General features: G+C 64.8%; 21 protein-coding genes. 9 read left to right on the top strand and 12 right to left on the bottom strand.

What is annotated here, in order from left to right; genetic code table 11:
• Positions 1-15: 15 nt before the first annotated feature.
• Positions 16-933, bottom strand: a complete 918-nt coding sequence (locus JG743_RS02350) for an AraC family transcriptional regulator (protein WP_202297837.1) — start codon at positions 931-933, stop codon at positions 16-18.
• A gap of 244 nt (positions 934-1,177) precedes the next feature.
• On the opposite strand from JG743_RS02350, the gene JG743_RS02345 reads away from it, so the two are divergent.
• Positions 1,178-2,581, top strand: a complete 1,404-nt coding sequence (locus tag JG743_RS02345) for an MATE family efflux transporter (RefSeq protein WP_202297835.1) — start codon at positions 1,178-1,180, stop codon at positions 2,579-2,581.
• A 40-nt stretch (positions 2,582-2,621) separates the two neighbouring features.
• Here JG743_RS02345 and JG743_RS02340 read toward each other — a convergent pair whose 3' ends face one another.
• The 8 genes from JG743_RS02340 to speB form a co-directional block, all read right to left on the bottom strand.
• Complete coding sequence (locus JG743_RS02340; RefSeq protein WP_202297833.1) at positions 2,622-3,425, bottom strand: ABC transporter permease; 804 nt, start codon at positions 3,423-3,425, stop codon at positions 2,622-2,624.
• Entirely contained in the window at positions 3,422-4,276 is an 855-nt protein-coding gene (locus tag JG743_RS02335; protein WP_202297831.1) for an ABC transporter permease, read from the bottom strand. The genes JG743_RS02340 and JG743_RS02335 overlap by 4 nt, the downstream gene beginning before the upstream one ends.
• The gene (locus JG743_RS02330; protein ID WP_202297829.1) at positions 4,273-5,310 is read right to left on the bottom strand and encodes an ABC transporter ATP-binding protein; all 1,038 of its coding nucleotides are present in this window, start codon (positions 5,308-5,310) and stop codon (positions 4,273-4,275) included. The genes JG743_RS02335 and JG743_RS02330 overlap by 4 nt, the downstream gene beginning before the upstream one ends.
• A 74-nt stretch (positions 5,311-5,384) precedes the next feature.
• Positions 5,385-6,473 carry an ABC transporter substrate-binding protein gene (locus JG743_RS02325; RefSeq protein WP_202297827.1) on the bottom strand — a complete coding sequence of 363 codons (1,089 nt, stop codon included), beginning with the start codon at positions 6,471-6,473 and terminating at the stop codon, positions 5,385-5,387.
• Between the two features lie 71 nt (positions 6,474-6,544).
• Entirely contained in the window at positions 6,545-7,192 is a 648-nt protein-coding gene (locus tag JG743_RS02320; protein WP_202297825.1) for an amino acid ABC transporter permease, read from the bottom strand.
• On the bottom strand, positions 7,189-7,857 hold the full coding sequence (locus JG743_RS02315; protein WP_202297823.1) for an amino acid ABC transporter permease: 669 nt from the start codon (positions 7,855-7,857) through the stop codon (positions 7,189-7,191). The genes JG743_RS02320 and JG743_RS02315 overlap by 4 nt, the downstream gene beginning before the upstream one ends.
• A 110-nt stretch (positions 7,858-7,967) precedes the next feature.
• On the bottom strand, positions 7,968-8,771 hold the full coding sequence (locus JG743_RS02310) for a transporter substrate-binding domain-containing protein (RefSeq protein WP_202297821.1): 804 nt from the start codon (positions 8,769-8,771) through the stop codon (positions 7,968-7,970).
• Between the two features lie 78 nt (positions 8,772-8,849).
• Positions 8,850-9,905, bottom strand: coding sequence for an agmatinase (gene speB / locus JG743_RS02305; protein WP_202302395.1), 1,056 nt, complete (start codon positions 9,903-9,905; stop codon positions 8,850-8,852).
• Between the two features lie 212 nt (positions 9,906-10,117).
• Between speB and gcvA the strand changes: the two genes are divergently transcribed.
• The 8 genes from gcvA to JG743_RS02265 all read left to right on the top strand — a co-directional run bounded on the left by gcvA (position 10,118) and on the right by JG743_RS02265 (position 19,129).
• Positions 10,118-11,092 carry a transcriptional regulator GcvA gene (gcvA, locus tag JG743_RS02300; protein ID WP_202302393.1) on the top strand — a complete coding sequence of 325 codons (975 nt, stop codon included), beginning with the start codon at positions 10,118-10,120 and terminating at the stop codon, positions 11,090-11,092.
• A gap of 175 nt (positions 11,093-11,267) precedes the next feature.
• Positions 11,268-12,572, top strand: coding sequence for a nicotinate phosphoribosyltransferase (gene pncB, locus JG743_RS02295; RefSeq protein WP_202297819.1), 1,305 nt, complete (start codon positions 11,268-11,270; stop codon positions 12,570-12,572).
• A 176-nt stretch (positions 12,573-12,748) separates the two neighbouring features.
• On the top strand, positions 12,749-14,200 hold the full coding sequence (locus JG743_RS02290; protein ID WP_202297817.1) for a hypothetical protein: 1,452 nt from the start codon (positions 12,749-12,751) through the stop codon (positions 14,198-14,200).
• A 129-nt stretch (positions 14,201-14,329) separates the two neighbouring features.
• A complete protein-coding gene (locus tag JG743_RS02285) occupies positions 14,330-15,634 on the top strand; it encodes an ABC transporter substrate-binding protein (RefSeq protein ID WP_202297815.1) in 1,305 nt (434 codons plus the stop codon).
• Positions 15,635-15,851: 217 nt separating this feature from the next.
• Positions 15,852-16,733, top strand: a complete 882-nt coding sequence (locus tag JG743_RS02280) for a branched-chain amino acid ABC transporter permease (RefSeq protein ID WP_202297812.1) — start codon at positions 15,852-15,854, stop codon at positions 16,731-16,733.
• A complete protein-coding gene (locus JG743_RS02275) occupies positions 16,730-17,692 on the top strand; it encodes a branched-chain amino acid ABC transporter permease (protein ID WP_202297810.1) in 963 nt (320 codons plus the stop codon). The genes JG743_RS02280 and JG743_RS02275 overlap by 4 nt, the downstream gene beginning before the upstream one ends.
• The gene (locus tag JG743_RS02270) at positions 17,689-18,417 is read left to right on the top strand and encodes an ABC transporter ATP-binding protein (RefSeq protein ID WP_202297808.1); all 729 of its coding nucleotides are present in this window, start codon (positions 17,689-17,691) and stop codon (positions 18,415-18,417) included. Before JG743_RS02275 ends, JG743_RS02270 begins: the two co-directional genes overlap by 4 nt.
• The gene (locus tag JG743_RS02265; RefSeq protein ID WP_202297799.1) at positions 18,410-19,129 is read left to right on the top strand and encodes an ABC transporter ATP-binding protein; all 720 of its coding nucleotides are present in this window, start codon (positions 18,410-18,412) and stop codon (positions 19,127-19,129) included. The genes JG743_RS02270 and JG743_RS02265 overlap by 8 nt, the downstream gene beginning before the upstream one ends.
• Positions 19,130-19,148: 19 nt before the next feature.
• Here JG743_RS02265 and JG743_RS02260 read toward each other — a convergent pair whose 3' ends face one another.
• The 3 genes from JG743_RS02260 to pncA form a co-directional block, all read right to left on the bottom strand.
• A complete protein-coding gene (locus JG743_RS02260; protein WP_244673047.1) occupies positions 19,149-20,105 on the bottom strand; it encodes an ornithine cyclodeaminase family protein in 957 nt (318 codons plus the stop codon).
• 86 nt (positions 20,106-20,191) lie between these two features.
• Positions 20,192-21,517 (bottom strand): sodium:proton antiporter, encoded by a 1,326-nt coding sequence (locus JG743_RS02255; RefSeq protein ID WP_446720898.1) that lies wholly within the window; start codon positions 21,515-21,517, stop codon positions 20,192-20,194.
• Positions 21,518-21,650: 133 nt separating this feature from the next.
• Positions 21,651-22,265, bottom strand: a complete 615-nt coding sequence (gene pncA / locus JG743_RS02250; protein ID WP_202297794.1) for a bifunctional nicotinamidase/pyrazinamidase — start codon at positions 22,263-22,265, stop codon at positions 21,651-21,653.
• Between the last annotated feature and the right edge of the window lie 240 nt (positions 22,266-22,505).

Below are 22,505 nucleotides of genomic sequence, written 5' to 3'. Positions count from 1 at the left end.
ATCGGGTCGGCCCGATCAGGCCCGCATCGCCAGCCTCTGCCGTGACAGCTTGCGATAGGATGACGGTGTCATCTTGTGCTTGCGCAGGAAGGCGCGGTTGAAGTTGGAGATGTTCATGTAGCCGACCTGGAAGCAGATGTCGGTGATCGGGATGTCGGTGTCGGAAAGCAGCTTGCAGGCCTGCCAGAGCCTGAGCTTGGCGAGGTGGTCGCTGAAGCTGTTGCCGGTGTTCTTCTGGAAGAAGCGCGAGAAGGTGCTTTCGCTCATGCCGGCGAGCTCCGCCACCTCCGGCAGTTTCAGGTCCTCGGCGAAGTGCTGGAACAGATAGGTCAGCGTGCGCTGGATGATGTCCAGCGAGGCGGCGTCGAGCAGCGGCGAGAAATCCGGCGACGACAAAAGCTCGTATTCATCGGTCCTGGCCAGCAGGTCCACCAGCTCGAGGAACAGGCAGAGCCGGGGCAGCCCATGCACCGTGCCCATCCGCTCCATCAGCGCTGCGCCCTCAACCGCCGTCCGGCCGTGGAAGAGGATCCCGCGCAGCGACCGTTCCAGGAATGGCTCCAGCTCGCGCAGCTCCGGCAGCAGCCCTGCCGATCCGCGCAGCCGCTGCGGGTCGAACTGCAGAACGATATCGCGGCCCTCGATCAGCTCGCCGGGCCGCACCGCCGTCACCCAGTCATGCGGCAGGCCGCCGCCGACGATCGCAAGATAGCCCGGCCCGAACTCGCCGATATGGTCGCCGACCAGCGCCACGCCCGAGGATTTCCTGAGCAGGTGGATTTCATATTCCGGATGGAAATTCCAGACATTGCGCTCCCATGGATAGTCGTCCAGCCGCCACAGAAAGCTGTCGCTTGCCTCGGTGACGATATGCTCGAACGAAGGCACCGTTCGCGGGATCGCGGCCGGGTTCTTTCTGCGCCTGAACGTCATCCTCACCTCCCGGCACGCTTTGCCGGTTCTTCATATCCCGGGGAATCCGTAGCAGGCTCCGGACGGCAAGTGAACGACGCGAGGACGCCGCTGGCTCAATGGTTCGCCGTCCGTCCTCCCTTGCCTTCATGTCGCATTTCGTCCAATAGACGGCGCAAACGTTGCGAAACCCTAGGGTTTTGCCGTTTGTTCGTGCGGCTTCCGGGCTCTGTCCCGACGCGCCGCGATCGGAAAGAGCGAAAAAATGTCTGCGATCGAAGCCGGCGCTCGCGCGCCGGAAAATCTTTGGCGTCAGGAAATCCGGGCAACGCTTTCGCTTGCCTGGCCGATGGTGCTGACCAATCTTGGCCAGACCGCCATGACCGCGACCGATGTCATGATGATGGGCCGGCTGGGACCTGACACGCTGGCCAGCGGCGCGCTCGGCGCCAACCTCTATTTCATGCCGCTGATCTTCGGCCTTGGCCTGATGCTGGCGACCTCGCCGATGATGGCGACCGAGCTCGGCCGCCGCCGCCATTCGGTGCGCGACCTGCGTCGCACGGTGCGCCAGGGCCTGTGGCTGGCGATCCTGATCTCGATCCCGATCTGGATCTTCCTCTGGCATGGCGAGAGCGTGCTGCTGGCCATGGGCCAGGAGCCGAAGCTGGCGCACCAGGCCGGTATCTACCTGCGCTGGCTGGAATGGGCGGTGCTGCCCTTCTATGGCTATATCGTGCTGCGCTCCTTCATCTCGGCGCTGGAGCGGCCGGGCTGGGCGCTGGTCATCGTTTTCGTCGCTGTCGCCTGCAACGCCTTCTTCAACTGGGTGTTCATGTTCGGCAATCTCGGCGTCCCGGCGATGGGCATCTCCGGCTCCGGCCTGGCCACCTCGCTGTCCAGCACGCTGATGTTCGTCGGCCTGGCGGCGGTGGTGATGCTGGAGAAGAAGTTCCGCCGCTACCATTTGTTCGGCCGCTTCTGGCGGTCCGACTGGCCGCGTTTCAAGGGCCTGCTGAAACTCGGCCTGCCGATCGCCGGCATCCTCGCCTTCGAGGTGACGATCTTCAACGCGGCGGCCCTGCTGATGGGCCTGATCGACGCGGATTCGCTTGCCGCGCACGCCATCGCCATCCAGATCGCCTCGATCAGCTTCATGGTGCCGCTCGGTCTCAACCAGGCGGTGACGGTGCGTGTCGGGCTCGCCCATGGCGCCGGCAATCCGGAAGGCGTTTCCCGCGCCGGCTGGACCGCCTTTGTCCTCGGCGTTTCCTTCATGGCACTGATGGGGCTGGTGATGATCCTCTGGCCGCATCTCCTGATCAGCGCCTTTATCGATCTGACCGACCCGGCCAATACCAGGGTGATCGCGCTTGCGGTCTCCTTCCTGGTGTTCGCGGCGCTATTCCAGATCTTCGATGGCGCGCAGGCCGTGGCCGCCGGCATGCTGCGCGGCTTGCACGACACCAAGGTGCCGATGATCTATGCCGCGATCGGCTATTGGGGCATCGGCCTGCCGCTCGGCGTGCTGCTTGCCTTCCATTTCGGCTTCAACGGCGTCGGCATCTGGATGGGCCTGTCGTCGGGACTGGCCGTGGTGGCGGCACTTTTGCTGGCGCGGTGGCTGCGGCGCGACCGCATCGTGCCGGCGCTGTCCTTCGGGCATTGAAGAACGGCCACCGGGGATCGGTGGCCGTCCTGTTTCGAGCTCAGCTGCCGTCGGACGACATCGCGCCGAGCAGCCTGCGGATGTCGCCGAAACGAGCGATCGAGCCGAAGACCAGTGCTGCGACCGCGACGAAGAAGATCGACACCGCGGCCATGGTCGGCGTGTAGCCGTAGCGCAGCGCGTTGAAGATCTTGATCGGCAGCGTCTCGGTGGTGAAGCCGATCGTCATGTAGGCGACGATGTATTCGTTGAGCGACAGCACGAAGGCGAAGGCGTAGCCCGAGACGAGATAGGGTAGGATCAGCGGCAGCACCACCGTCTTCAGCACGGTGCGGTCGTCGGCACCCATCGTCGCCGCCGCCTCGACCAGCGAGCGGTCGATCGAGGCGAAGCCCAGCGACAGCGTCACCAGCGGCAGCGTCACGAAGAAGATCGCATGGCTGATGATGGCGGTGAAGAACTGGCCGAACAGCCCGACCGTCGCCCAGAAGCTCAGGAAGCCGAGCGCCGTGATGACCGGCGGCAGGATGAAGGGCGCCAGCCCCAGCACCTGGAAGATGTTCGCCCATGGCGCGATGCGCCGCCACAGGAACCAGGCGAGCGGCAGCGCGACGGCCACCGCGATCGCCGCCGAGCAGACGGCGAGCGTCACCGAGTGGATCAGCGCCAGCCGCCATTCCGGATCGGTGAAGATCTGCGCGTACCAGGCGAGCGAGAAGCCGACCGGCGGGAAGGTCAGTTCCTGCCGCGAGTTGACCGACACGCCGGCGACGACGATGAGCGGCGCCGCCAGGAACAGCGCCACGACGGTGAAGTAGAGACGACGAAGCCAGGTCGCGGTCATAGCGCGTTCTCCCTGCGTCCAACGAGCAGCGTCATGCCGACAAGCGCCAGCGAGATCAGCACCAGGAACACCGCCATCGCCGCAGCGAAAGGCATGTTGGACTGGTAGATCGCCTGGTCGGTGATCAGCACCGACAGCGTCCAATGCTGCGGCCGGCCGAGGATCTGCGGCAACAGGTAGGAACCGAGCGCGAAGACGAAGACCATGATCAGCGTCGCCACGATGGTGTTGCGGAGCGCCGGCGCGACGACGTTGAAGAAGGCCTTGACCGGCGAGGCGCCGAGCGTGCGCGCCGCCTCCAGCAGGGTTGGGTCAAGCCGCACCAGGGCGGGATAGAGCACGAGGATCGTGTAGGGCAGCGCCTGGTAGACCATGCCGGTCAGCACCGCGCCGAAAGTCGGCAGCAGCGCCACCGGCTTGTCCATCAGCCCGATCGCCACGAACAGGTTGGTGATGCCCGCCGTGCGCGAGAACAGCGTCGACCAGGCAAAGCCGATGATGACCTCCGACAGCGACAGCACCGACAGCAGGCCCACCAGCCACAGTGTCTGCACGCGGCGCGGCCGCCGGGTCAGGAGATAGGTGAAAGGGAAGCCGATCGCCACGCAGCAGACCGCGACCAGCACCGCCAGCATCAGCGAGAAGCCGAGCACGCCACCGAAGAAGACCGACAGGAAGCGCGCATAATTGTCGATGACGAAATCCGGCGTGTAGAAGCCGGACGGATTGCGCTTGAAGAAGCTCACCGCGATCATCGTCGAGAAGGGCACGACGAAGAAGACGACGAGCATCAGGGCCGGGAAGAAGAGCGGCGTGTAGTCGGCTACCGACCTGGGGGCTTCGCGTCTCATGAGCCGAGCACCACGCAGCTCTCCGGCGGCAGCACGACGCCGACCTTGGCGCCGACCGGGACGTCGTGCCGCTCGCGCGGGGTCGTCACCGCAACGATGCTGGTGCTGCCGACCTCGATGAAGGTCTCGATGGTGCCGCCAAGATCGCGCACGAAGCTGACCTCGCCGGTGATGGCGCCGCCGGCGGGGTCGCCAAGATGGACATCCTCCGGCCGGATCGAAACCGACGCCTTGGTCATGCCGGCCGGCATGGCGAGGCCCGGAATGGCGGTGCCGAGGATGGTGGTGCGGCCGGCGCTGTCGACTTCCGCCGGCAGCAGATTGGTGATGCCGATGAAGTCGGCGACGAAGGCGTCGGCCGGCTTGCGGTAGATTTCGATCGGCGGCGCCGCCTGCAATATCCTGCCGTGGCCCATGACGACGACCAGATCGGCCATGGTCATCGCCTCGCGCTGGTCGTGGGTGACGACGATGGTGGTGATGCCGAGCCGCTGCTGCAGCTGGCGCAGTTCCACCTGCATGGCCTCGCGCAATTTGGCGTCGAGCGCCGACAGCGGCTCGTCGAGCAGGAACAGTTTCGGCGACAGCGCGAGCGCGCGGGCAATCGCCACGCGCTGGCGCTGGCCGCCCGACAGCTTGGCAACGGGTCGGTCGGCGAAGCCGGGCAGGTGGATCAAAGTCAGCAGCTCGTCGACCCGCTTCTTCTGCTCCTCCCTGGAGGCGCCGCGGATGCGCAGCGCATAGGCGATGTTGTCGCCGACCGACAGGTGCGGAAACAGCGCCAGCGACTGGAAGACCATGCCCAGATTGCGCTTGTGCGTCGGCTGCGGCGTGATGTCCTCGCCGTCGAGCACGATGGCGCCGCTGCTCGGCTCTTCCAGTCCGGCGATCATGCGCAGCAGCGTGGTCTTGCCGCAGCCCGACGGGCCGAGCAGGCACACGAAGGTACCGTGCGGCACGTTCAGCTGGACATTGTCGACGGCGGCGAAATTGCCGAATTTCTTGGTGATGGCGTTGATGTTCAATCCGGACATGCTCACCCCTCTCTCAGGACATTGCACCGTAAGGGCCGCCGGGCAGATGTCCGGCGGCCGGTTTCAGCGAGTGCTCAGCCGACGATCAGCTCGGTCCACTTCTGGTTGATCCAGTCGGCCTTCGACGTATAGAGGTCGTAGCGCGGGATGATCGGCTCGATGTCCGACGACACCGCGGCGAACTCCTCCGGCTTGAGGTCGAGCACCTCCTTCTTCAGCGTCGGCGTGGTGCCGACCTTGCGCGACATGACGCCCTGCATCGAAGGCTGGCTCATGAAGTCGATGAAGGCGTGCGCCTCCTCGACCTTGGTCGAGGCGCGCGACAGCACCCAGTTGCCGGAATCCTGGATGCCGCCTTCCTTCGGGAAGGTCGAACGGACATGGAAGCCGTCGGCGACCGCCAGCCCGGTGACGTCGTGGTAGTATTGGCCCATCGGGATCTCGCCCGACTTCAGAGCCTGCTCGAACTGCGCCTCGTCGCGATACCAGAGGCGCACGTTCGGCTTGACCTCGGCCAGTTTCTCGAACGCCTTGTTCAGCCCGTCCTCTGTGTCCAGCGCGTTGGTGCCGCCCATGAAGGTCTTGGCCGTCACTTCGAGCAGGAACGAGTTGGAGGCGAGCGCCAAGAGGCCGAGCTTGTCCTCGTTGGCCTTGTCCCAGAGGGCTGCCCACGACGTCGGCGCGTCCTTGTAGACGTCGGTATTGGTGACCAGTGTGATCCACCAGGCCACCGCGCCGATGCCGGCGACGCGGCCGTCCGGATATTTGTTGATGAAGCGGGGCAGCAACTGGTCGTAGTGCTTGAACTTCGAGGTGTCGAGCGGCGTCCACAGTTCGGTCGACTGGCCTTTCAACGTCGAGGTCTGCGACATCATCGAAAGGTCGGCCGGCGCCTGCCCGGCCTTGGCCGCCTGTTCGAGCTGCACCAGCCAGGCCTCGCCGGTCGGCTCGGCGACCGATTCCACCGCGATGCCGGTTGCCTTGGTGAATTCCGGGAAGACGTGCTCGTCGAACGATTTCTTGAAGTAGCCGCCATAGACGCCGACCTTCAGCGACTTGTCCTGCGCCCGCAGCACCGCGGGCATGGCGAGCACGCCGGCGGCGGCGAGGCCTGCGCCAAGCACGCCGCGTCGGGTGACTTGTGTTCCGATCAGTTTGTTCATTTCAATTCTCCTCTGTTTATGCCGGTTGCCCGGCGGGTTCCCTGGGTTGCGTTCCTCCGCCGCCAGGCGGGTCAGTGGGCCGCCGCTCGTTGCTCGAGCGTGCGGGCGTATTGCGTCAGCGGAAAGCACATGACGAAGAAGATCAGCGCCACCAGCCCGTAGACGGTGAAGGGCTCGAAGGTCGCGTTGTTGATCGCGTTGGAGGTCCTGACCAGCTCCTCGAAGCCGATGATCGAGGTCAGCGCCGTCGATTTGATGAGCTGCACCAGGAAGCCGACGGTCGGCGCGCGGGTGATCGAGAACGCCTGCGGCAGGATGATCAGCCGCAGCTCCTGCAGGTAGTGCAGCCCGAGGCTGGCGCCGGCGTCCCATTGGCCACCCGGCAGCGCGTCGACGCCGCTGCGCCAGATCTCGGCCAGATAGGCGCTGGCGAAGACGGTCAGTCCTAGCGCCGCCGCCGTCCACGGCTCGATGCGCAGGCCCAGCATCGGCAGGCCGAAGAACATCAGGAACAGCTGCATCAAGAGCGGCGTTCCCTGGAACAGCGCGATGTAACCCGAGGCAATGCGCCGGCTCCATTTGTTCTTGGCGATGCGCAAGAACAGCACGGCCAGCCCGACCAGCGCGCCGCCGATGAAGGCGGCCAGCGACAACAGCACCGTCCAGCGCGCGGCGAGCAGCAGGTTGCGGACAATGTCCCAGAAGGTGAACTCGATCATGACACGCCGGCTCCCAGAACGCGGCGTCCGCCGCCGACCAGCAACCGGCGCAGCCCCATCGACAGCCCGAGATAGACCAGCGTCACCACGAAATAGGTCTCGAAAGCGCGGAAGGTGCGTGCCTGCAGCATGTCGGCCTCGTAGGTCAGTTCCCGCACGGCGATCTGCGACACGACGGCCGACTCCAGCATCATGATGACGATCTGGCTGGTCAGCGCCGGGTAGATCACCTTCAGCGCCTGCGGCAGCACGATCTTGACGAACACCAGCCGTGGTCTCAGCCCAAGCGCGAGTGCGGCTTCCGTCTGTCCGCGCGGCACCGCGTCCAGCCCGGCGCCGACGATTTCGATCGTATAGGCCGCCATGTTGAGCGTCATCGCCAGCATGGCGGCCAGGATCGGATCGAGCCTGATGCCAAGGCTGGGCAGGCCGAAGAAGATGAAGAACAGCTGCACCAGGAACGGCGTGTTGCGCATCACCTCGACATAGATCGCGATCGCCAGCCGGAGTGGCTTGGGGCCGTTTCTTTTGCCGGCGGCACCCAGGATGCTGAGGAACGTTCCCGCCAGCGTGGTGACGGCGATCAGCACGATCGTCGTCGCCGCGCCGCGCGCGATCGCGCCCGCCGCACCCGCAAGCCAGCCGAAGTCGAGGCTGTAGCCCATGGCAAAGGCCCCTGTTGCTCCAAAGCATGATCCCAACCCGCGGTTCGGAAAGATCATGCTCAACCAAAAGATAGAGCCCATCCCGATACGATCGGGATGTAGGCTCGGGATCAGTCCTTGAGGTTGTCGGGATTGAGCGGCGTCTTCAGCCAGGCCTTCGAGCTCTCGTCCAGCTTGCCGTCGGCCAGCATCTTGGCGACCGCGTCGTTGATCGCCTTCTTCAGCCGGTCCTCGTTCTTGTTGAGGCCGATATGCGAAGGCGAGGTCAGCAGCTGGAACTTCTGCTCGGGCTGCAGCGCATCCTGCTTGGCCAGCACCTGGGCGCCGACATCGTTGCCCACCACCATCAGTTGGGTCTGGCCGGAGATGAAGGCCTGGATGACGGAATTGTAGTTGTCGAAGCGGCGGATGTCGGCGGATGCCGGCGCTGCCTCGGTCAGCGACGTGTCCTCCAGCGTGCCGCGATTGACGGCGATCGACTTGTCGGCAAGGTCTTCCTTGCCTTTGACCGAAAGGGCAGCCGGGCCAATGACGGCGATATAGTAGGGCGCGTAGGCGGCGGCGAAGTCGATCACCTCGGCGCGCTCCTTCGAGTAGCCGACGCTCATCAGGAAATCGACGCGCTTGTCGGTGAGATAGGGAATGCGGTTCTGGCCGGTGACGCTGACGAGGTTCAGCTTCACCTTCAGCGAGTCAGCGATGGCTTGCGCCACGTCGATGTCATAGCCCTTGATGCTCATGTCGGCGCTGGCAGAGGAGAAGGGCGGAAAGTCGGAGAAGATGCCGACATTGATCGCGCCGGCCTTGGTGATGTCGTCGATGGCATCGGCCCTGGCGGCCTGGGAGGTGAGGCCCGCGGCGCCGAGCATCAGCATTGCCGTGATGGTGGATTTCAGCGTGTTGCGAAGTGTCATTGTGGTTCCCTTCTGGAAGCTTGTTGTTGTGACCGGCCGCCGGCTCCAGCGCGGCGGCCGTATTGGTTTGGCGCTGCCTCAGCCTTTCTTGATGGCCGGGCTGAACACCATCAGGCTCAGGATCTCGAACAGGACCTGGGCGCCGACATGGGCGGTGTTGGTGGTCGCGTCGTATTGCGGCGCCACCTCGACGACGTCGCCGCCGACGATGTTGAGACCTTTGAGGCCGCGCAGCAGTTCGAGCACCTCGCGCGTCGTCAGCCCGCCGACTTCCGGCGTGCCGGTGCCCGGCGCGAAGGCCGGATCGACGCTGTCGACGTCGAAGGAGATGTAGGTCGGGCCGTCGCCGACGATCTTACGTGCCTTCTCGATGATGGCGGGAATGCCGAGGCCGGTCACCTCCTCGGCGTGCACGACGGTCATGCCGGACTCGTAGGTGAATTCCCACAGATACTCGGCCGAGCCGCGAATGCCGATCTGGATGGTGCGCGACGGGTCGAGCACGCCGTCCAGCACCGCGTTGCGGAACGGTCCGCCGTGGTGGAATTTGGTCAGGTCGAACAGGCCGCTGGTGTCGCAATGGGCGTCGATATGGATCATGCCGACCGGCGCCTTCTTGCCGACCGCCTTCAGGATCGGATGGCTGATCGAGTGATCGCCGCCGACCGAGAGAGGGATCACGCCGGCGTCGACGATCTGGTTGGTGCGGCGCTCGATATCCTCATGGCTGGTCTCCAGCCGGTAGCGGCTCTGGAACGGCACGTCGCCGATGTCGGCGACGCGAAGCTCATGCGTCGGCGCGCATTCCAGCACATGGTTGTAGGGGCCGATGCGCTCGATGGCGCGCAGCGCCCGCGGCCCGAAGCGCGAGCCCGGCCGGTTGGTGACGCCGAGGTCCATCGGCACGCCGATCATCGCCACCTGCAGGTCGCCGAAATCCGGATTGTCGGCGGCAATTTCACGGTAGGGCGCGGCAAGGAAGGTTGGGATGCCGGAATAGGGCGCGAGCCTGGTGCCTGACTTGGAAAAGATCTTGTCGGCGACCTTGCGGAACTTCGGGTCGAACATCTCGCCGCCATGGCCCTCGCCATATTTGCGACGCAACGCCTCGAGCTTGCCGCGATCGTAACCCATGTCCGTCTCCTCCGTCAGGCTGGCAGTGAAAGCTTCGGCGACGCCTATGATGCTGGCCGCCATCCGGCCGGACCTCGGTCCCGCCCTGGCTGCCTGCAGATCTCACGTCTTGATGATGTTCCGGCACAAAGTGTCCGGCAGCTCCATTGAAAAATCAATTGATATTGTTAGGGTGTTTGCTGTGAGAAAATCTCACAATGCTCGGGTGCATCATGGCCAAGCGTCTGCCCCCCTTGAATCCGCTGCGCGCCTTCGAGGCGACGGCGCGCCACGCCTCGCTGACCAAGGCGGCGGCGGAGCTGAATGTCACGCACGGTGCCGTCAGCCACCAGATCAAGGCGCTCGAGCAGTCGCTCGGCGTCAAGCTGCTGGAGCGCGCCGGTCAGCGGGTGAGGCTGACGCCGCACGGCGCCGAGCTTTTGCCGGCGGTATCGACCGCCTTCGACGGCATTGCCGCCGCCACCCAGCGCATGACGAGGCCAGCCAGCGCTGGTAAGCTCTCCATATCTTGCGTGCCGGCGCTGCTGCTGTTGTGGATGGCGCCGCGGCTGGGCTCGTTCACCGCGCAATATCCGGACATCCAGCTCACCTTGCTTCCCTCCAACGACGCCAGGGACATCCGCGCACCGCACATCGATATCTGCGTGCACTATGGCGACGGCAGCTGGAGCGATTGCTGGATGCGCAAATGGTCCGGCCTCGAACTGTTCCCGGTGGTCAGCCCGACGCTGATAAACAACCGCCCGATCCGCACCGTGCGCGATCTCGCCGATCATGTCTTCCTGCATGGCGACGACGGCCGCGAGTGGCACACCTGGCTGGCCGCCGCGGATGCGCTCGATCTGGAGCGCGGCCGCCGCCACCATCTCGGTGACGCGCGCGTGGCGATCGAGGCCGCCGTTCACGGCCATGGCGTGGCGCTCGGCGATACGGTGACCGCAAGCGGCCTGCTGGCCAGGGGCCTGCTGGTCGCGCCGTTCAGCCTGTCGGTGCCGGCGGTCGACGATTTCTACGTTGTCTGCCGCAACGAGATGAAGTCGGCGCCGATCGTCCAGCTCTTCATCGACTGGCTGTTTGCCGAGAAGGAACAGGCCGACAGCCGCGCCGACGCGCCGGTCGCGGGGCGCATCGGCAGCCGCAGGAAACGCCCGGCGCTGAGGGTGATCGGTGCCAGGACGGCGTCCTGACGGCTGGATCGTGGCGGCTTCTTTTTGTCGGGCCAGCCCGCAAAGCGGGAGGCGTTCCCGAAAATTCAGTGCTAAGAGGCTTTGGCCAAGGCAATTCCGGAAAACTGCACAGTGGTTTTCCGTCCGGAATTGCGCAAACAAACGCTAGAGTGAGCAGCGAAGGCGGTAAGACGACATGGCAAAGACCGATATTGCGCGGCGCGTCTACAACCACACCTGGAAGCTGGACCCGATCGTCCGCAGCCTGCTCGACACCGATTTCTACAAGCTTCTGATGCTGCAGATGATCTGGGGCATGTATCCCAAGGTCGACGCCACCTTCTCGCTGATCAACCGCACCACCTCGGTTCGCCTCGCCGACGAGATCGACGAGCAGGAATTGCGCGACCAGCTCGACCATGCCCGCACCTTGCGCTTCTCCAAAAAGGAGATGATCTGGCTGGGCGGCAACACCTTCTATGGCCGCAAGCAGATATTCGAGCCGGAATTCCTCGCCTGGCTGGAGGATTTCCAGTTGCCCGAATACGAGCTGTCCAAGCGCGACGGCCAGTACGAGCTCTCCTTCAGCGGCCCCTGGATGTACACGACGCTCTGGGAAATCCCGGCGCTGGCGATCATCAATGAGCTCCGTTCCCGCGCGGCAATGCGCGCCTTCGGTCCCTTCGCGCTCGACGTGCTCTATGCCCGCGCCAAGGCCAAGATGTGGGCCAAGACCGAGCGGCTGAAGGCGCTGCCGGGTATCCGCATTTCCGACTTCGGCACCCGCCGCCGCCACTCCTTCCTGTGGCAGCGCTGGTGCGTCGAGGCGCTCAAGGAAGGCATCGGCGAGGCCTTCACCGGTACCTCAAACGTGCTGCTTGCCATGGACAACGACCTCGAAGCGCTCGGCACCAACGCGCATGAGCTGCCGATGGTGTTTGCCGCCCTTGCCAATTCGGAACAGGAACTGAAGCTGTCGCCCTACAACGTGCTGCAGGATTGGCAGCGATACTACGGCGGCAATCTTTTGATCGTGCTGCCCGACACCTTCGGCACGGCTGCGTTCCTGCGCGACGCGCCGGATTGGATCGCCGACTGGACCGGCTTCCGCCCCGACAGCGCGCCGCCGATCGAGGGCGGCGAGAAGATCATTTCCTGGTGGCGCGAGAGGGGCAAGGACCCCAGGCAGAAGCTGCTGATCTTCTCAGACGGGCTCGAGGTCGAGACCATCGAGGAAACCTACCGCCACTTCCGCGGCAAGGTGCGCATGTCCTTCGGCTGGGGCACCAACCTCACCAATGATTTCGAGGGCTGCGCGCCGACCGAAACCAACCGGCTGGATGCCATCTCGCTGGTCTGCAAGGTTAGCGAAGCCAATGGCCGCCCGGCGGTGAAGCTCTCCGACAATCCGGCCAAGGCGACCGGCGATGAGAAGGAGATCAAGCGGTATCTGAGGATTTTCGGCGAGAAGGATCGCGTGAGGCAGCTGGTCAAGGTGTGAGCGGCTGACCAGACCTATTCTTGGAAAGCATGAGTTCCCGCCCACCCCCCTCTGTCCTGCCGGACATCTCCCCCGCAAGGGGGGAGATTGGCAGCTTCGGCCACCCCGCCTCCTTCTCCCGCTTTGAAAATTGGCGAAAGCCCCGGCGACATCCGATCTCCCCCCTTGCGGGGGAGATGTCCGGCAGGACAGAGGGGGGTGTGAAGGATCACGGCGGCGAAGGTTACCCCTTTCCGAAAGCAGTTCTCATCTGCGGCATCGCATCCCTCCCCACCCCCGCCTTCGCCCACGCCTCCGACCGTGGCCATGTCCTGCTCCTCCCCACCGGCTACTACGTCGCCGGCGGCGCGCTTGCGGTTGCCGTCAGCTTTCTCGTCCTGGCGCTGCTGCCGCCCGATGCGCTCGACCGCTTCTGGCGCCAGCGGTTGCCGCTCTTTGCCTTTGGCGATGGCCCGCGCGCGATCGTCAGCCTGATATCCTTTGCCGGCTTTGCAATTCTCGTCGCCGCAGGCCTGTTCGGCAGCCGCGATCCGCTGTCCAACCCGCTGCCGCTCGTCATATGGACACTGCTCTGGGTTGGCCTTGCCCTCCTGCAGGGCCTGCTCGGCGACCTCTGGTGGTGGCTCAATCCCTGGTATGGGCCGTGTCGTCTCGTCGGCCGCCTGATTGGGCGCGACGGCGAAGAACGGGACGGGCGCCTGCCCGCCTGGCTCGGCATCTGGCCGGCTGTCATCCTGTTTCTCGCCTTCGCCTGGTTCGAGCTGATCGACCCGGCGCCCGACGACCCGGCCCGGCTCGCATACGCCGCCGGCCTCTACTGGCTGCTGAGCTTCGTCCTGATGCTCGTCTTCGGCCATCGCGAGTGGAGCCGGCGCGGCGAGTTCCTGAGCGTGTTCTTCGCCATGGTCGCGCGCTTTGCCGTTGTCGAGCGCGACGCCAAGCGTCGCCTCAATCTCTGCTGGCCGGGCGCGAAACTGCTCTCCGCCGAGCCGCTGTCGGCAAGCGGCATCGCCTTCCTTTTGCTGGCGCTGTCGTCGGTCTCCTTCGACGGCCTGTCCAAGACCTTCTTCTGTCTCGGCCTGTTCGACGTCAATCCGCTGGAGTTCCCCGGCCGCACGGCGCTGATCGGCATCGGCACCTTCGGCCTCGTACTAATGTTCATGCTGCTAACGGCGGCCTTCATGCTCGCCGTTGTCCTAGGCCGGCGCCTTGCCGGCAGTGGCCATTCGCTCAGCCAAGCCGCTGGGTTGCTGGTCTGGTCGATCGTGCCGATCGCGCTCGCCTACCATTTCGCCCATTACCTGACGGCGCTGCTGGTCGACGGCCAGTATGCGCTGGCCGCCCTGTCCGATCCGTTCGGGCTCGGCTGGAACCTGTTCGGCACCGCCGATATGGAGATCGAAGCCGGCGTGGTCGCCGGCGCCGACTCGGCCTGGTGGCTGTGGAATCTCCAGGCCGGCGTCATCATCCATGGCCATATGCTGGCCGTCCTCGTCGCCCATGGTCTGGCCTGGCGGCTGCATCCGGCCCCGGCGCGCGCGGCGCTCAGCCAATTGCCGCTCACCGTGCTGATGATCGCCTATACGGTCTTTGGCCTTTGGCTGCTTGCCACGCCGACCGCCGGGTGAAAGAGGGCACCTTCTGCGCCTTTGGGAAGTTCGCTTGCCAGGTCGAGGCTTTGGTGATTTAGTTTGTACACATGCAATTTTTGCCTCGTCACAGCCATTGGTCAAAACTCAAAAAACAGGGGAACTGCCGTGTCTGACAAGAATGGGTTTTTCGATCTTTCCAAGACCACGCTTTCGCGCCGCACCGCGCTGAAAGGCCTGGCCGCCGGAGCCGGCCTCGCCGTCGCGCCGGGCTTTGTCCGCTACAGCCAGGCGCAGAGCTCGGCGCCGATCAAGATCGGCTTCCAGTCGCACCGCACCGGCATCGGCGCCGCCTATGGCCGCTGGTACGAGAAGACGAGCGCCGCAGCGGTCAAGGCGATCAACGATGCCGGCGGCATCAATGGCCGCCAGGTCGAACTGGTCATCGAGGATGACGGCACCGATCCGGCCCGTGGCGCCGAGGTGGTCGGCAAGTTCGCCACCCAGCACAAGACCGACATCGTCTTCGGCACCTTGTTCTCGCATGTCGTGATCGGCTCCGCGCCGGCCGCCGGCGAAAACAAGATCCCCTATTTCGTCGTCAGCGAAGGCCATCACGTCGCCTCGACCAAGCTCAACCGCTATGTCTTCCAGCCCGGCATCACCGACGTGAAGAGCCAGATCCAGTCGATGGCGCCGTGGATCGCCGCCAACGCCGGCAAGAAGGTGACGCAGATCTTCCCCGACTTCGCCTTCGGCTACGACCATCGCGACTACCTGCCGCCGGCGCTCAAGGCGCAAGGCGCCGACGTCATTGCACAGATCGCCATTCCGCCGACGGAATCGTCCTTCACCAAATACTTCCCGCAGATCCCGGCCGAGACCGAGGTGATCTACCACGTCATGGTCGGCCCGGCCGTGCTCACCTTCGTCAAGGAGCTCGGCGAATTCTACGGCTCGTCGCGGCCGCAACTGTTCGGCTTCATGGATTCGCTCGAGGCCACCGACATCAACAGCCCCGGCCTCGAATTCCTCGACGGCAGCCATTTCTGGGAAGGTTCGCCGCGCTATGCGCAGGCGGACGATTCCGCCGCCCAGAAGGCCTACCGTGCCGCTGTCGGCATCGACGACAATGGCGCCGCCGTCGGCGATCCCAAGGACGTCTCCACGGCCTCGCACATGTTCGGCTGCTGGGAGACGCTCTATGTCGTCAAGAAGGCGATGGAAGACGCCGGCTACAAGGGACCGGAAGACCGCGCCAAGCTGGTCGAGGCGACCGAGGCGCTGAAGGAGTTCGCCGAGGGGCCGGAGCATCCGCAGGGCCCCAAGACCTTCAACGGCAAGATCCACCAGTGCTTCGGCATCCAGAACATCTCCAAGGTCGAAGGCGGCAAGCTCAAGGTCGTCCACAAGACCAAGATCGAGGATGGCCTCTACGAGCCGGAAGGGGATTACACGACGCAGGCGCTATAGGTTTAGCTATCTAGCAAGCGTGCGCGCCAAGGCACCCCCCTCTGTCCTGCCGGACATCTCCCCCTCAAGGGGGGAGATCGGCAGTTCGTGCGATGGCGCCTATTTGCCAGCGTCGGTAGTTGCCGAAACCCGTCGCGAAATCCAATCTCCCCCCTTGAGGGGGAGATGCCCGACAGGGCAGAGGGGGGTGCACTTGGCGCCAACCTGCGTGTAATCCATGCACTTCGGACCCCACCTTCTCCTTGCCGCCCTCGAAGGCCTCGTCACCTCGGCGGTGCTGGCGCTGACGGCGCTTGGCCTGTCGCTGGTGTTCGGCGTCATGCGCGTCGTCAACGTCGCTCATGGCGAATTCTTCATGCTCGGCGCGGTGCTGGCCTGGGCGATCTCGACCGCGATTTCGGGTCATCCGGCCATTGGCTTCGTCGCCGCGCTGGTGATCGCACCGCTGATCGTCGGCGCGGTTGCGTTGCTTGCGGAGCGGCTGGTGCTGCGCCGGCTCAATTACAATCCGGAAGCCACCATCGTCGCCACCATCGGCATGCTCTACATCATCCAGCAGCTGGCGCTGACCTTCTACGGCCCCGAGGCGCGCCCGGTCGAGCCGCCCTTCAGCTACCGCATCCTTCTGCCCTGGTTCGGCTATTCCGGCTACAAGCTGTCGGTCGTCGCCGCCTCGGTGCTGCTGCTCGTCGCCACATGGCTGGTGCTGACGCGCACCAGAATCGGCCTCGTCATGCGCGCCACCCAATATGACAGCGAAACCGCGCAGGCTTTCGGCATTCCGGTTGACCGTGTCTATGCCGGCGTCTTCGCGCTCGGCGCCATGCTGGCGGCCATCGCCGCGGTGCTGATCGTGCCGATCAGCCAGGCGCACTATCTGATGGGGCAGGATCCACTGCTGCTCTCCTTCATCGTCGTCATCATCGGCGGCCTCGGCTCGTTGCGCGGCACCATCGTCGCCGCCGTGCTGATCGGCCTGTCTGACGGCATCATCTCGATGTTCTTCTCGCCGACGCTGGCCAAGATCATCGCCACGCTTGTCGTTGCCATGGTGCTGGTGTTCCGGCCGCAGGGCCTGTTCGGGACGGCGTCGCGATGACGGAAGCTTCGCCGGCAAAGGCCTACGCGCTGCATCTTGGCGTCATCGCCCTTCTCTTCGCGCTGAGCTTCGTCCTGCCGGACTACCATCACGGCCTCATCGCCCGCATCATGGTGCTGGCGGTGTTCGCCATGGGCTACAATCTCCTGTTCGGCTATGTCGGCCTGCTCAGCCTTGGCCATGCCATGTTCTTTGCCGCCGGCCTCTACGGCGCGGGCTTGAGCGTCTATCACCTCGGCTGGAGCGTGCCGGTCGCCTTCCTGGCCGGCATCGCCTGCGGCGCGCTGCTGGCCCTGGTGATCGGTGTGCTGGCACTGCGCACCTCCGGTGTCGCGTTCATGATCGTCACCATGATGTTCGCGCAGGTGTTCCTGCTCCTGATCCTCTATTTCGCCGTCTGGACCGGCGGCGACCAGGGCCTGGTCGTTCAGCAAGCGGCGCGGGTGCTGACCCTCGGCGGTACGACCCTCGACCTCACCAACCCGACCGTGCGCTACATGAGCGCGCTGGCGCTGTTCTCCATTGTCCTGCTGGCAACGCTTGCCGTCGTCCGCTCCCGCTATGGCCGCGTGCTGGTCGCCGTCCGCGAGAATGAGGAGCGGACGAAGATGCTGGGCTACGACACCTTCTCCAACAAGCTCGCTGCCGTCGTCGTCTCCGGCACCATCTGCGCGGCCTCGGGCGCCGCCTATGCACTGCTGTTCGGCTATGTCGGCTCCAGCTTCGCCTCGGTGCAGTATTCCATCCTGCCATTGCTCTGGGTGCTGCTCGGCGGCGCCGCCACCGCGCTCGGGCCCCTCATCGGCACGCTGTTCATGTACTATGTCACCGACATCACCAGCGGCTTCACCTCCGCCTATCTGCTGATCGTCGGCGTCGCGCTCATCCTGCTGGTGCTGTTCTTCCCGAAGGGGATCATGGGCAGTATCCGCCAGCGCTGGCTCGGGTGGCTGCCATGATGCCGCTTCTGACCACCAAGGGCCTGTCCCGCAATTTCGGCGGCCTGCGTGCTGTCGACGGCGTCGACTTCGCGCTGATGCCGGGCGAGATCCGCGCCGTCATCGGCCCCAATGGCGCCGGCAAGACCACCTTCGTAAGCCTGGTCAGCGGCCGCATTCAGCCATCGTCGGGCATGATCGTCTTCGACGGCGCCGACATCACCAACCTGCCGGCTTACCGAAGGGTTCGCCTCGGCGTCGCCTATACCTTCCAGATCACCAGCGTCTTCGCCAATCTCTCCGCCTACGACAATGTCGCGCTGCCAGTGCAGCGCACGCTGACCGACGGCCGCTCGAAGGGCGCGGTGCGCACCGGCGTCATGGCCGCGCTCGAGCGCACCGGCCTTGCTGATCGCGCCCATATGCCGGCAGGCCAGCTCTCCTACGGCCATCAGCGGCTGCTCGAAGTGGCGATGGGCCTGGCGCTGAAGCCGCGCCTCCTGATCCTCGACGAACCGACGCAAGGCCTGGCCGACAGCGAGATCGACAATTTCATCGAACTGGTGCGCGAGATCGCCAAGGGCGCCACCGTGCTTCTGATCGAGCACAACATGCCCGTCGTCATGCAGCTCGCCGACCGCATCACCGTCTTCAACGCCGGCCGCATCCTGGCCGAAGGCACGCCGGAACAGGTTCGCGAGAACCGCCAAGTGCAGGACGCCTATCTGGGTGGCGGCGATGACTGAGGCAGGCTCCAAAGCGCTGGCAATCTCCGGGCTCGACTGCTTCTACGGCGAGGTCCAGGTGCTCTACGGGCTCGATCTTGTCCTCAACAAGGGCGAGGTGCTTTGCCTGTTCGGCCGCAACGGCGCCGGCAAGACGACGACGCTGAAGGCGATCATGGGCCTGGTTCCGGCGGCGGCCGGCTCGATCAGCCTGGACGGCACGGAACTCACCGCCCTGGCGGCGCATGACGTGCCGAAGGCCGGCGTCGCCTATGTGCCGCAGGGCAGGCGATTGTTCGCCGAGATGACGGTGGCGGAAAACATCGAGATCGGCCTGATGACACGCGGCAAGGGCAAGGCGACCCGGGAGAGCGTGCTCGATCTCTTCCCGTTGCTGCGTCAGCGTCTCAGGCAGCGCTCCGGCACGCTATCCGGCGGCGAGCAGCAGATGCTGGCCATGGCCCGCGCCCTCTGCCTCGAACCGCAAGTGTTGCTGCTCGACGAGCCGACCGAAGGGCTGATGCCGTCGATGATCGCCAAGATCCGCGAGACGGTGGCCAAGCTGCGCGAGCGCGGCGTCTCAACCATTCTGGTCGAGCAGCGCGTCGATGCCGTGCTGTCGGTCGCCGACCGTGTCGCCTTCATCGAGAACGGCCGCAACCGCGAGACCGTCGATGTCGAGCAATTGCGCGCCGATCCGTCGGCGGTGCGGCGGTATGTCGGCGTCGGGTGAGGCAGGTAACGGTCAAGCGCTAGGCGTCCAGCGCACCGCTCGCTTTCGCGCGTACAAATGCCAGGCCGGCTATTGCGAGATCGCCGACCGCCATGCCGCGGAACGCGAACGCTGTTCGCTCACTCGCGCCTTGACGACCTGGCACGTCGCCGTTGACCAGACCCGTCAGGTCGCCGGCGACGAGTTCGGGCCTCACCATCGGCTTGCTCATCTGCGCCTCTTGCACCAGATCGTCTATGACGATGCGGTCAAAAATGGCTATGGATTCGGGCAGCCAAGGCAGGGCCAGATCGGTCATGGTCGCGAAGACTCCCGCCTTCAGCCAGCGCGCATCCAGAAATGGAACCGGCTCAGGCACCAAAGTGACTGTCGTCACCACGATGTCGGCGGATTCGACCGCCGCTTTGGCGGTATCGCTCGCTACTGCAGTCAGACCGCGCGTCTCGGCTATCTGGCACAGCGCGTCGCGACTGCCTTTGCCCCGACTAAAGGCTCGAATCTCTCGCACCGGAAAAAGATCGGCCAGAGCCTCGAGGTGAGCGCGCGCCTGAACGCCGCACCCGACGAATGCGAAACATGCCGAGCCAGCCCGGGCCAGACGCTTGGCCGCCACGCAGCTTAGGCCGGCCGTGCGCTTCGAAGTCACCCAATTGCCGTCGACCACGGCAAGCGGCAGTCCCGTCTCGGCGTCGAGAAGGGTGACCAGCGAGTTCAGGGTTGCAAGTCCCCGCTCGAGGTTACGGGGATTAACCACCAGCGATTTGGTGGCCAGCACCCGGGGCTCGGTCGCGACGGCAAGTGTCGCCATGATGTAGCGGTCGTCGCCCGGCAGCACCACCGCCTTGGGCGCACACCATACTTCGCCCCGCCTCTGACCGATGATCTGCCGCTCGATTTCGTCGACCACATCGGACGTCGAAATCGCCAAGCCATCCAGGAATTCGGCTGACAGATAGGGCAGCTTTTCGATGGTCAATGTCGCCCCCGACCTAACCCCGCATCCCCTTGACAATAGCAGAAATTGCCGGCCCGGCATACGCAAGCGCCGGTTGGCTTTTCGGCTCAACCGAAAAACAGGAAGCCGGCAATCAAAAACGTCGGGATCAGCACCAGGCCCGACCACGCCATATAGCCGAAGAAGCCCGGCATCTTCACGCCGCGATGCCTGGCAATCGCAAAGACCATGAAGTTCGGTGCATTGCCGATATAGGTGTTGGCGCCCATGAACACGGCGCCGGTGGAGATCGCGGCGAGCGTCGAGGCGGCCTCCGTCATCAGGTGCTTTGCGTCGCCGCCGGCGAGCTCGAAGAACACCAGATAGGTCGGCGCATTGTCGAGGAAGGACGACAGCGCGCCGGTCAGCCAGAAATAGGCGAGGTCGTTGGGCTGGCCGGAAGGCGAGGTGACCAGCGCGACCAGCGGTGCCAGCGCGCCGCCGGGGCCGGCTCTCAGGATGGCGATGACCGGCACTATTGCGATGAAGATGCCGGCAAACAATTTTGCCACCTCGGCGATTGGTCCCCAGCTGAAGCCGTTCGCCTCGCGATGGCTCTTGCGCGAGACGGCGAGCGAAGCGCCCGCCAGCGCCAGGATGATGGCGTCGCGCACCAGGTTCTGCAGCTCGAGGCCGATGCCGAGGATGGAGATGCTGAAGCCCGGTTTCCAGGTCGCCGACAGCAGGATCGCGCCGATCACCCCGGCCAGTAGCGGAATGTTGGGCAGACCGCGCAGGCGGACCTCTTTATCTGGCGTCGGGTCCTTGATCTTGGGCGTACCGCCTTCGCGCCGGTGCAGCATGATGTCGATGCCCAGGAAGACGATGAGCACCAGCCCACCGGTAAACAGCGTCTCGCGCCAGAGATTGGCGGTCGTCCAGAAGAAGTCGACGCCGCGCAGGAAGCCGACGAACAGTGGCGGGTCGCCGAGCGGCGTCAGCGAGCCGCCGATGTTGGAGACCAGGAAGATGAAGAAGATGACGACATGGGCATTGAACGGCCGGTTGTCGTTGGCGCGCAGGATCGGCCGGATCAGGATCATCGAGGCGCCGGTCGTGCCGATCACCGAGGCAAGCAGCGCCCCGGCAAGCAGAAGCCCGGCATTGACCAGCGGCGTGCCATGGATGTTGCCGGCGAGCAGGACACCGCCAGAGATCGTGTAGAGCGCGAACAGCAGGATGATGAAGGACATGTATTCGGTGAGCAGCGTGTGCAGCACCGCTTCTGTGGCCGAAGGCATGCCGAACACGATCGCCAGCGGCACCACCACCAGCGCTGCCCAGCCTGCTGTGATCTTGCCGTAGTGATGCTCCCAGACGTGGTGGAACACCAGGGGTCCGGTGGCGATCGACAACAGCAGCCCGGCAAATGGCAGCGCCCACCACAGCGACATCGCCTCGCCCGGCAGTTCGTGGTTCTCCGCTGCGAAGGCGAATTGCGGAAACAGAAGTGCAGCCAGGGTAGGAACGCCTGCAGCCAGAGCCTTCGCCAATTGTATGAAGCCCCCTCGACGCTCCACAGTCCGGTCAGTCCGACAAATGGTCTTCGAGCACCACGCCGGCCTCGCGCATCCGCGTCAGCATCGCATTGACCGAGCCGTTGAGGTCGATGCCCCGGCAGGCGTCGAGCCGCACCGTCGTCTTGAAACCTTGCTTGACGGCGTCCAGCGCCGAGAAGGCGACGCAGAAGTCGGTGGCCAGCCCGACCAGCGTCACCGTGTCGATGCCGCGTTCGCGCAGATAGCCGGCAAGACCGGTTTGCGTCGCGTGGTCGTTCTCGAAGAAGGCAGAATAGCTGTCGATCGCCGGGCGGAAACCCTTGCGGATCACCAGCTCCGCCTTGGTCCAGGCAAGCCCCGAGTGGAAATCGGAGCCGATGCTGCCCTGGATGCAATGGTCGGGCCACAGAGTCTGCGCTCCGTAAGCCATGTCGATAGTCTCGAACGGCTGCTTGCCCGGATGGCTCGAAGCGAAGCTCGAATGGCCGGCAGGGTGCCAGTCCTGCGTCAGCACCACATGCTCGGTGTGCCGGATCAGGTCGTTGACCAGCGGCACGATCTCGTCGCCGCCGGCCACCGCCAGCGCGCCGCCAGGGCAGAAGTCGTTTTGCAGGTCGATGACAACAAGCGCTTCGTCGGCCATGGGCCTCCTCCTCAGCGTGGGCTCAAGTAAATGCCGCTGTCGCGACCGGAGGCAGAAACTTGACCAGATGACCGGCGACGTCAACCTCCAACGGCATAACATTCGCGTGGAACCACTCGCCGATGCGGAGGCCGGAAACTCCGGCTTTGACAATTGCCGCCGACTTGATATCATTTGCATACGAATGAATTTTGACCGGTGGAGCGCCGGCAGGTTCCCTCGCAAAGGCCCCTTTTTCTG

It is taken from the genome of Mesorhizobium sp. 131-2-1 (assembly GCF_016756535.1).
GTDB lineage: Bacteria > Pseudomonadota > Alphaproteobacteria > Rhizobiales > Rhizobiaceae > Mesorhizobium.
This window is presented reverse-complemented; position numbering and strand designations above follow the sequence as displayed.

What these genes read in the sequence shown, in the direction of transcription:
- JG743_RS02335 (WP_202297831.1), bottom strand. Translation starts at nt 4,276, where the DNA reads ATGAGACGCGAAGCCCCCAGGTCGGTAGCCGACTACACGCCGCTCTTC.
- speB (WP_202302395.1), bottom strand. Translation starts at nt 9,905, where the DNA reads ATGGGTTACGATCGCGGCAAGCTCGAGGCGTTGCGTCGCAAATATGGC.
- JG743_RS02345 (WP_202297835.1), top strand. Translation starts at nt 1,178, where the DNA reads ATGTCTGCGATCGAAGCCGGCGCTCGCGCGCCGGAAAATCTTTGGCGT.
- pncA (WP_202297794.1), bottom strand. Translation starts at nt 22,265, where the DNA reads ATGGCCGACGAAGCGCTTGTTGTCATCGACCTGCAAAACGACTTCTGC.
- JG743_RS02280 (WP_202297812.1), top strand. Translation starts at nt 15,852, where the DNA reads ATGCACTTCGGACCCCACCTTCTCCTTGCCGCCCTCGAAGGCCTCGTC.
- JG743_RS02315 (WP_202297823.1), bottom strand. Translation starts at nt 7,857, where the DNA reads ATGGGCTACAGCCTCGACTTCGGCTGGCTTGCGGGTGCGGCGGGCGCG.
- JG743_RS02265 (WP_202297799.1), top strand. Translation starts at nt 18,410, where the DNA reads ATGACTGAGGCAGGCTCCAAAGCGCTGGCAATCTCCGGGCTCGACTGC.
- pncB (WP_202297819.1), top strand. Translation starts at nt 11,268, where the DNA reads ATGGCAAAGACCGATATTGCGCGGCGCGTCTACAACCACACCTGGAAG.
- JG743_RS02350 (WP_202297837.1), bottom strand. Translation starts at nt 933, where the DNA reads ATGACGTTCAGGCGCAGAAAGAACCCGGCCGCGATCCCGCGAACGGTG.
- JG743_RS02340 (WP_202297833.1), bottom strand. Translation starts at nt 3,425, where the DNA reads ATGACCGCGACCTGGCTTCGTCGTCTCTACTTCACCGTCGTGGCGCTG.
- JG743_RS02275 (WP_202297810.1), top strand. Translation starts at nt 16,730, where the DNA reads ATGACGGAAGCTTCGCCGGCAAAGGCCTACGCGCTGCATCTTGGCGTC.
- JG743_RS02325 (WP_202297827.1), bottom strand. Translation starts at nt 6,473, where the DNA reads ATGAACAAACTGATCGGAACACAAGTCACCCGACGCGGCGTGCTTGGC.
- JG743_RS02270 (WP_202297808.1), top strand. Translation starts at nt 17,689, where the DNA reads ATGATGCCGCTTCTGACCACCAAGGGCCTGTCCCGCAATTTCGGCGGC.
- JG743_RS02330 (WP_202297829.1), bottom strand. Translation starts at nt 5,310, where the DNA reads ATGTCCGGATTGAACATCAACGCCATCACCAAGAAATTCGGCAATTTC.
- JG743_RS02290 (WP_202297817.1), top strand. Translation starts at nt 12,749, where the DNA reads ATGTCCGGCAGGACAGAGGGGGGTGTGAAGGATCACGGCGGCGAAGGT.
- gcvA (WP_202302393.1), top strand. Translation starts at nt 10,118, where the DNA reads ATGGCCAAGCGTCTGCCCCCCTTGAATCCGCTGCGCGCCTTCGAGGCG.
- JG743_RS02310 (WP_202297821.1), bottom strand. Translation starts at nt 8,771, where the DNA reads ATGACACTTCGCAACACGCTGAAATCCACCATCACGGCAATGCTGATG.
- JG743_RS02255 (WP_446720898.1), bottom strand. Translation starts at nt 21,517, where the DNA reads ATGTCGCTGTGGTGGGCGCTGCCATTTGCCGGGCTGCTGTTGTCGATC.
- JG743_RS02320 (WP_202297825.1), bottom strand. Translation starts at nt 7,192, where the DNA reads ATGATCGAGTTCACCTTCTGGGACATTGTCCGCAACCTGCTGCTCGCC.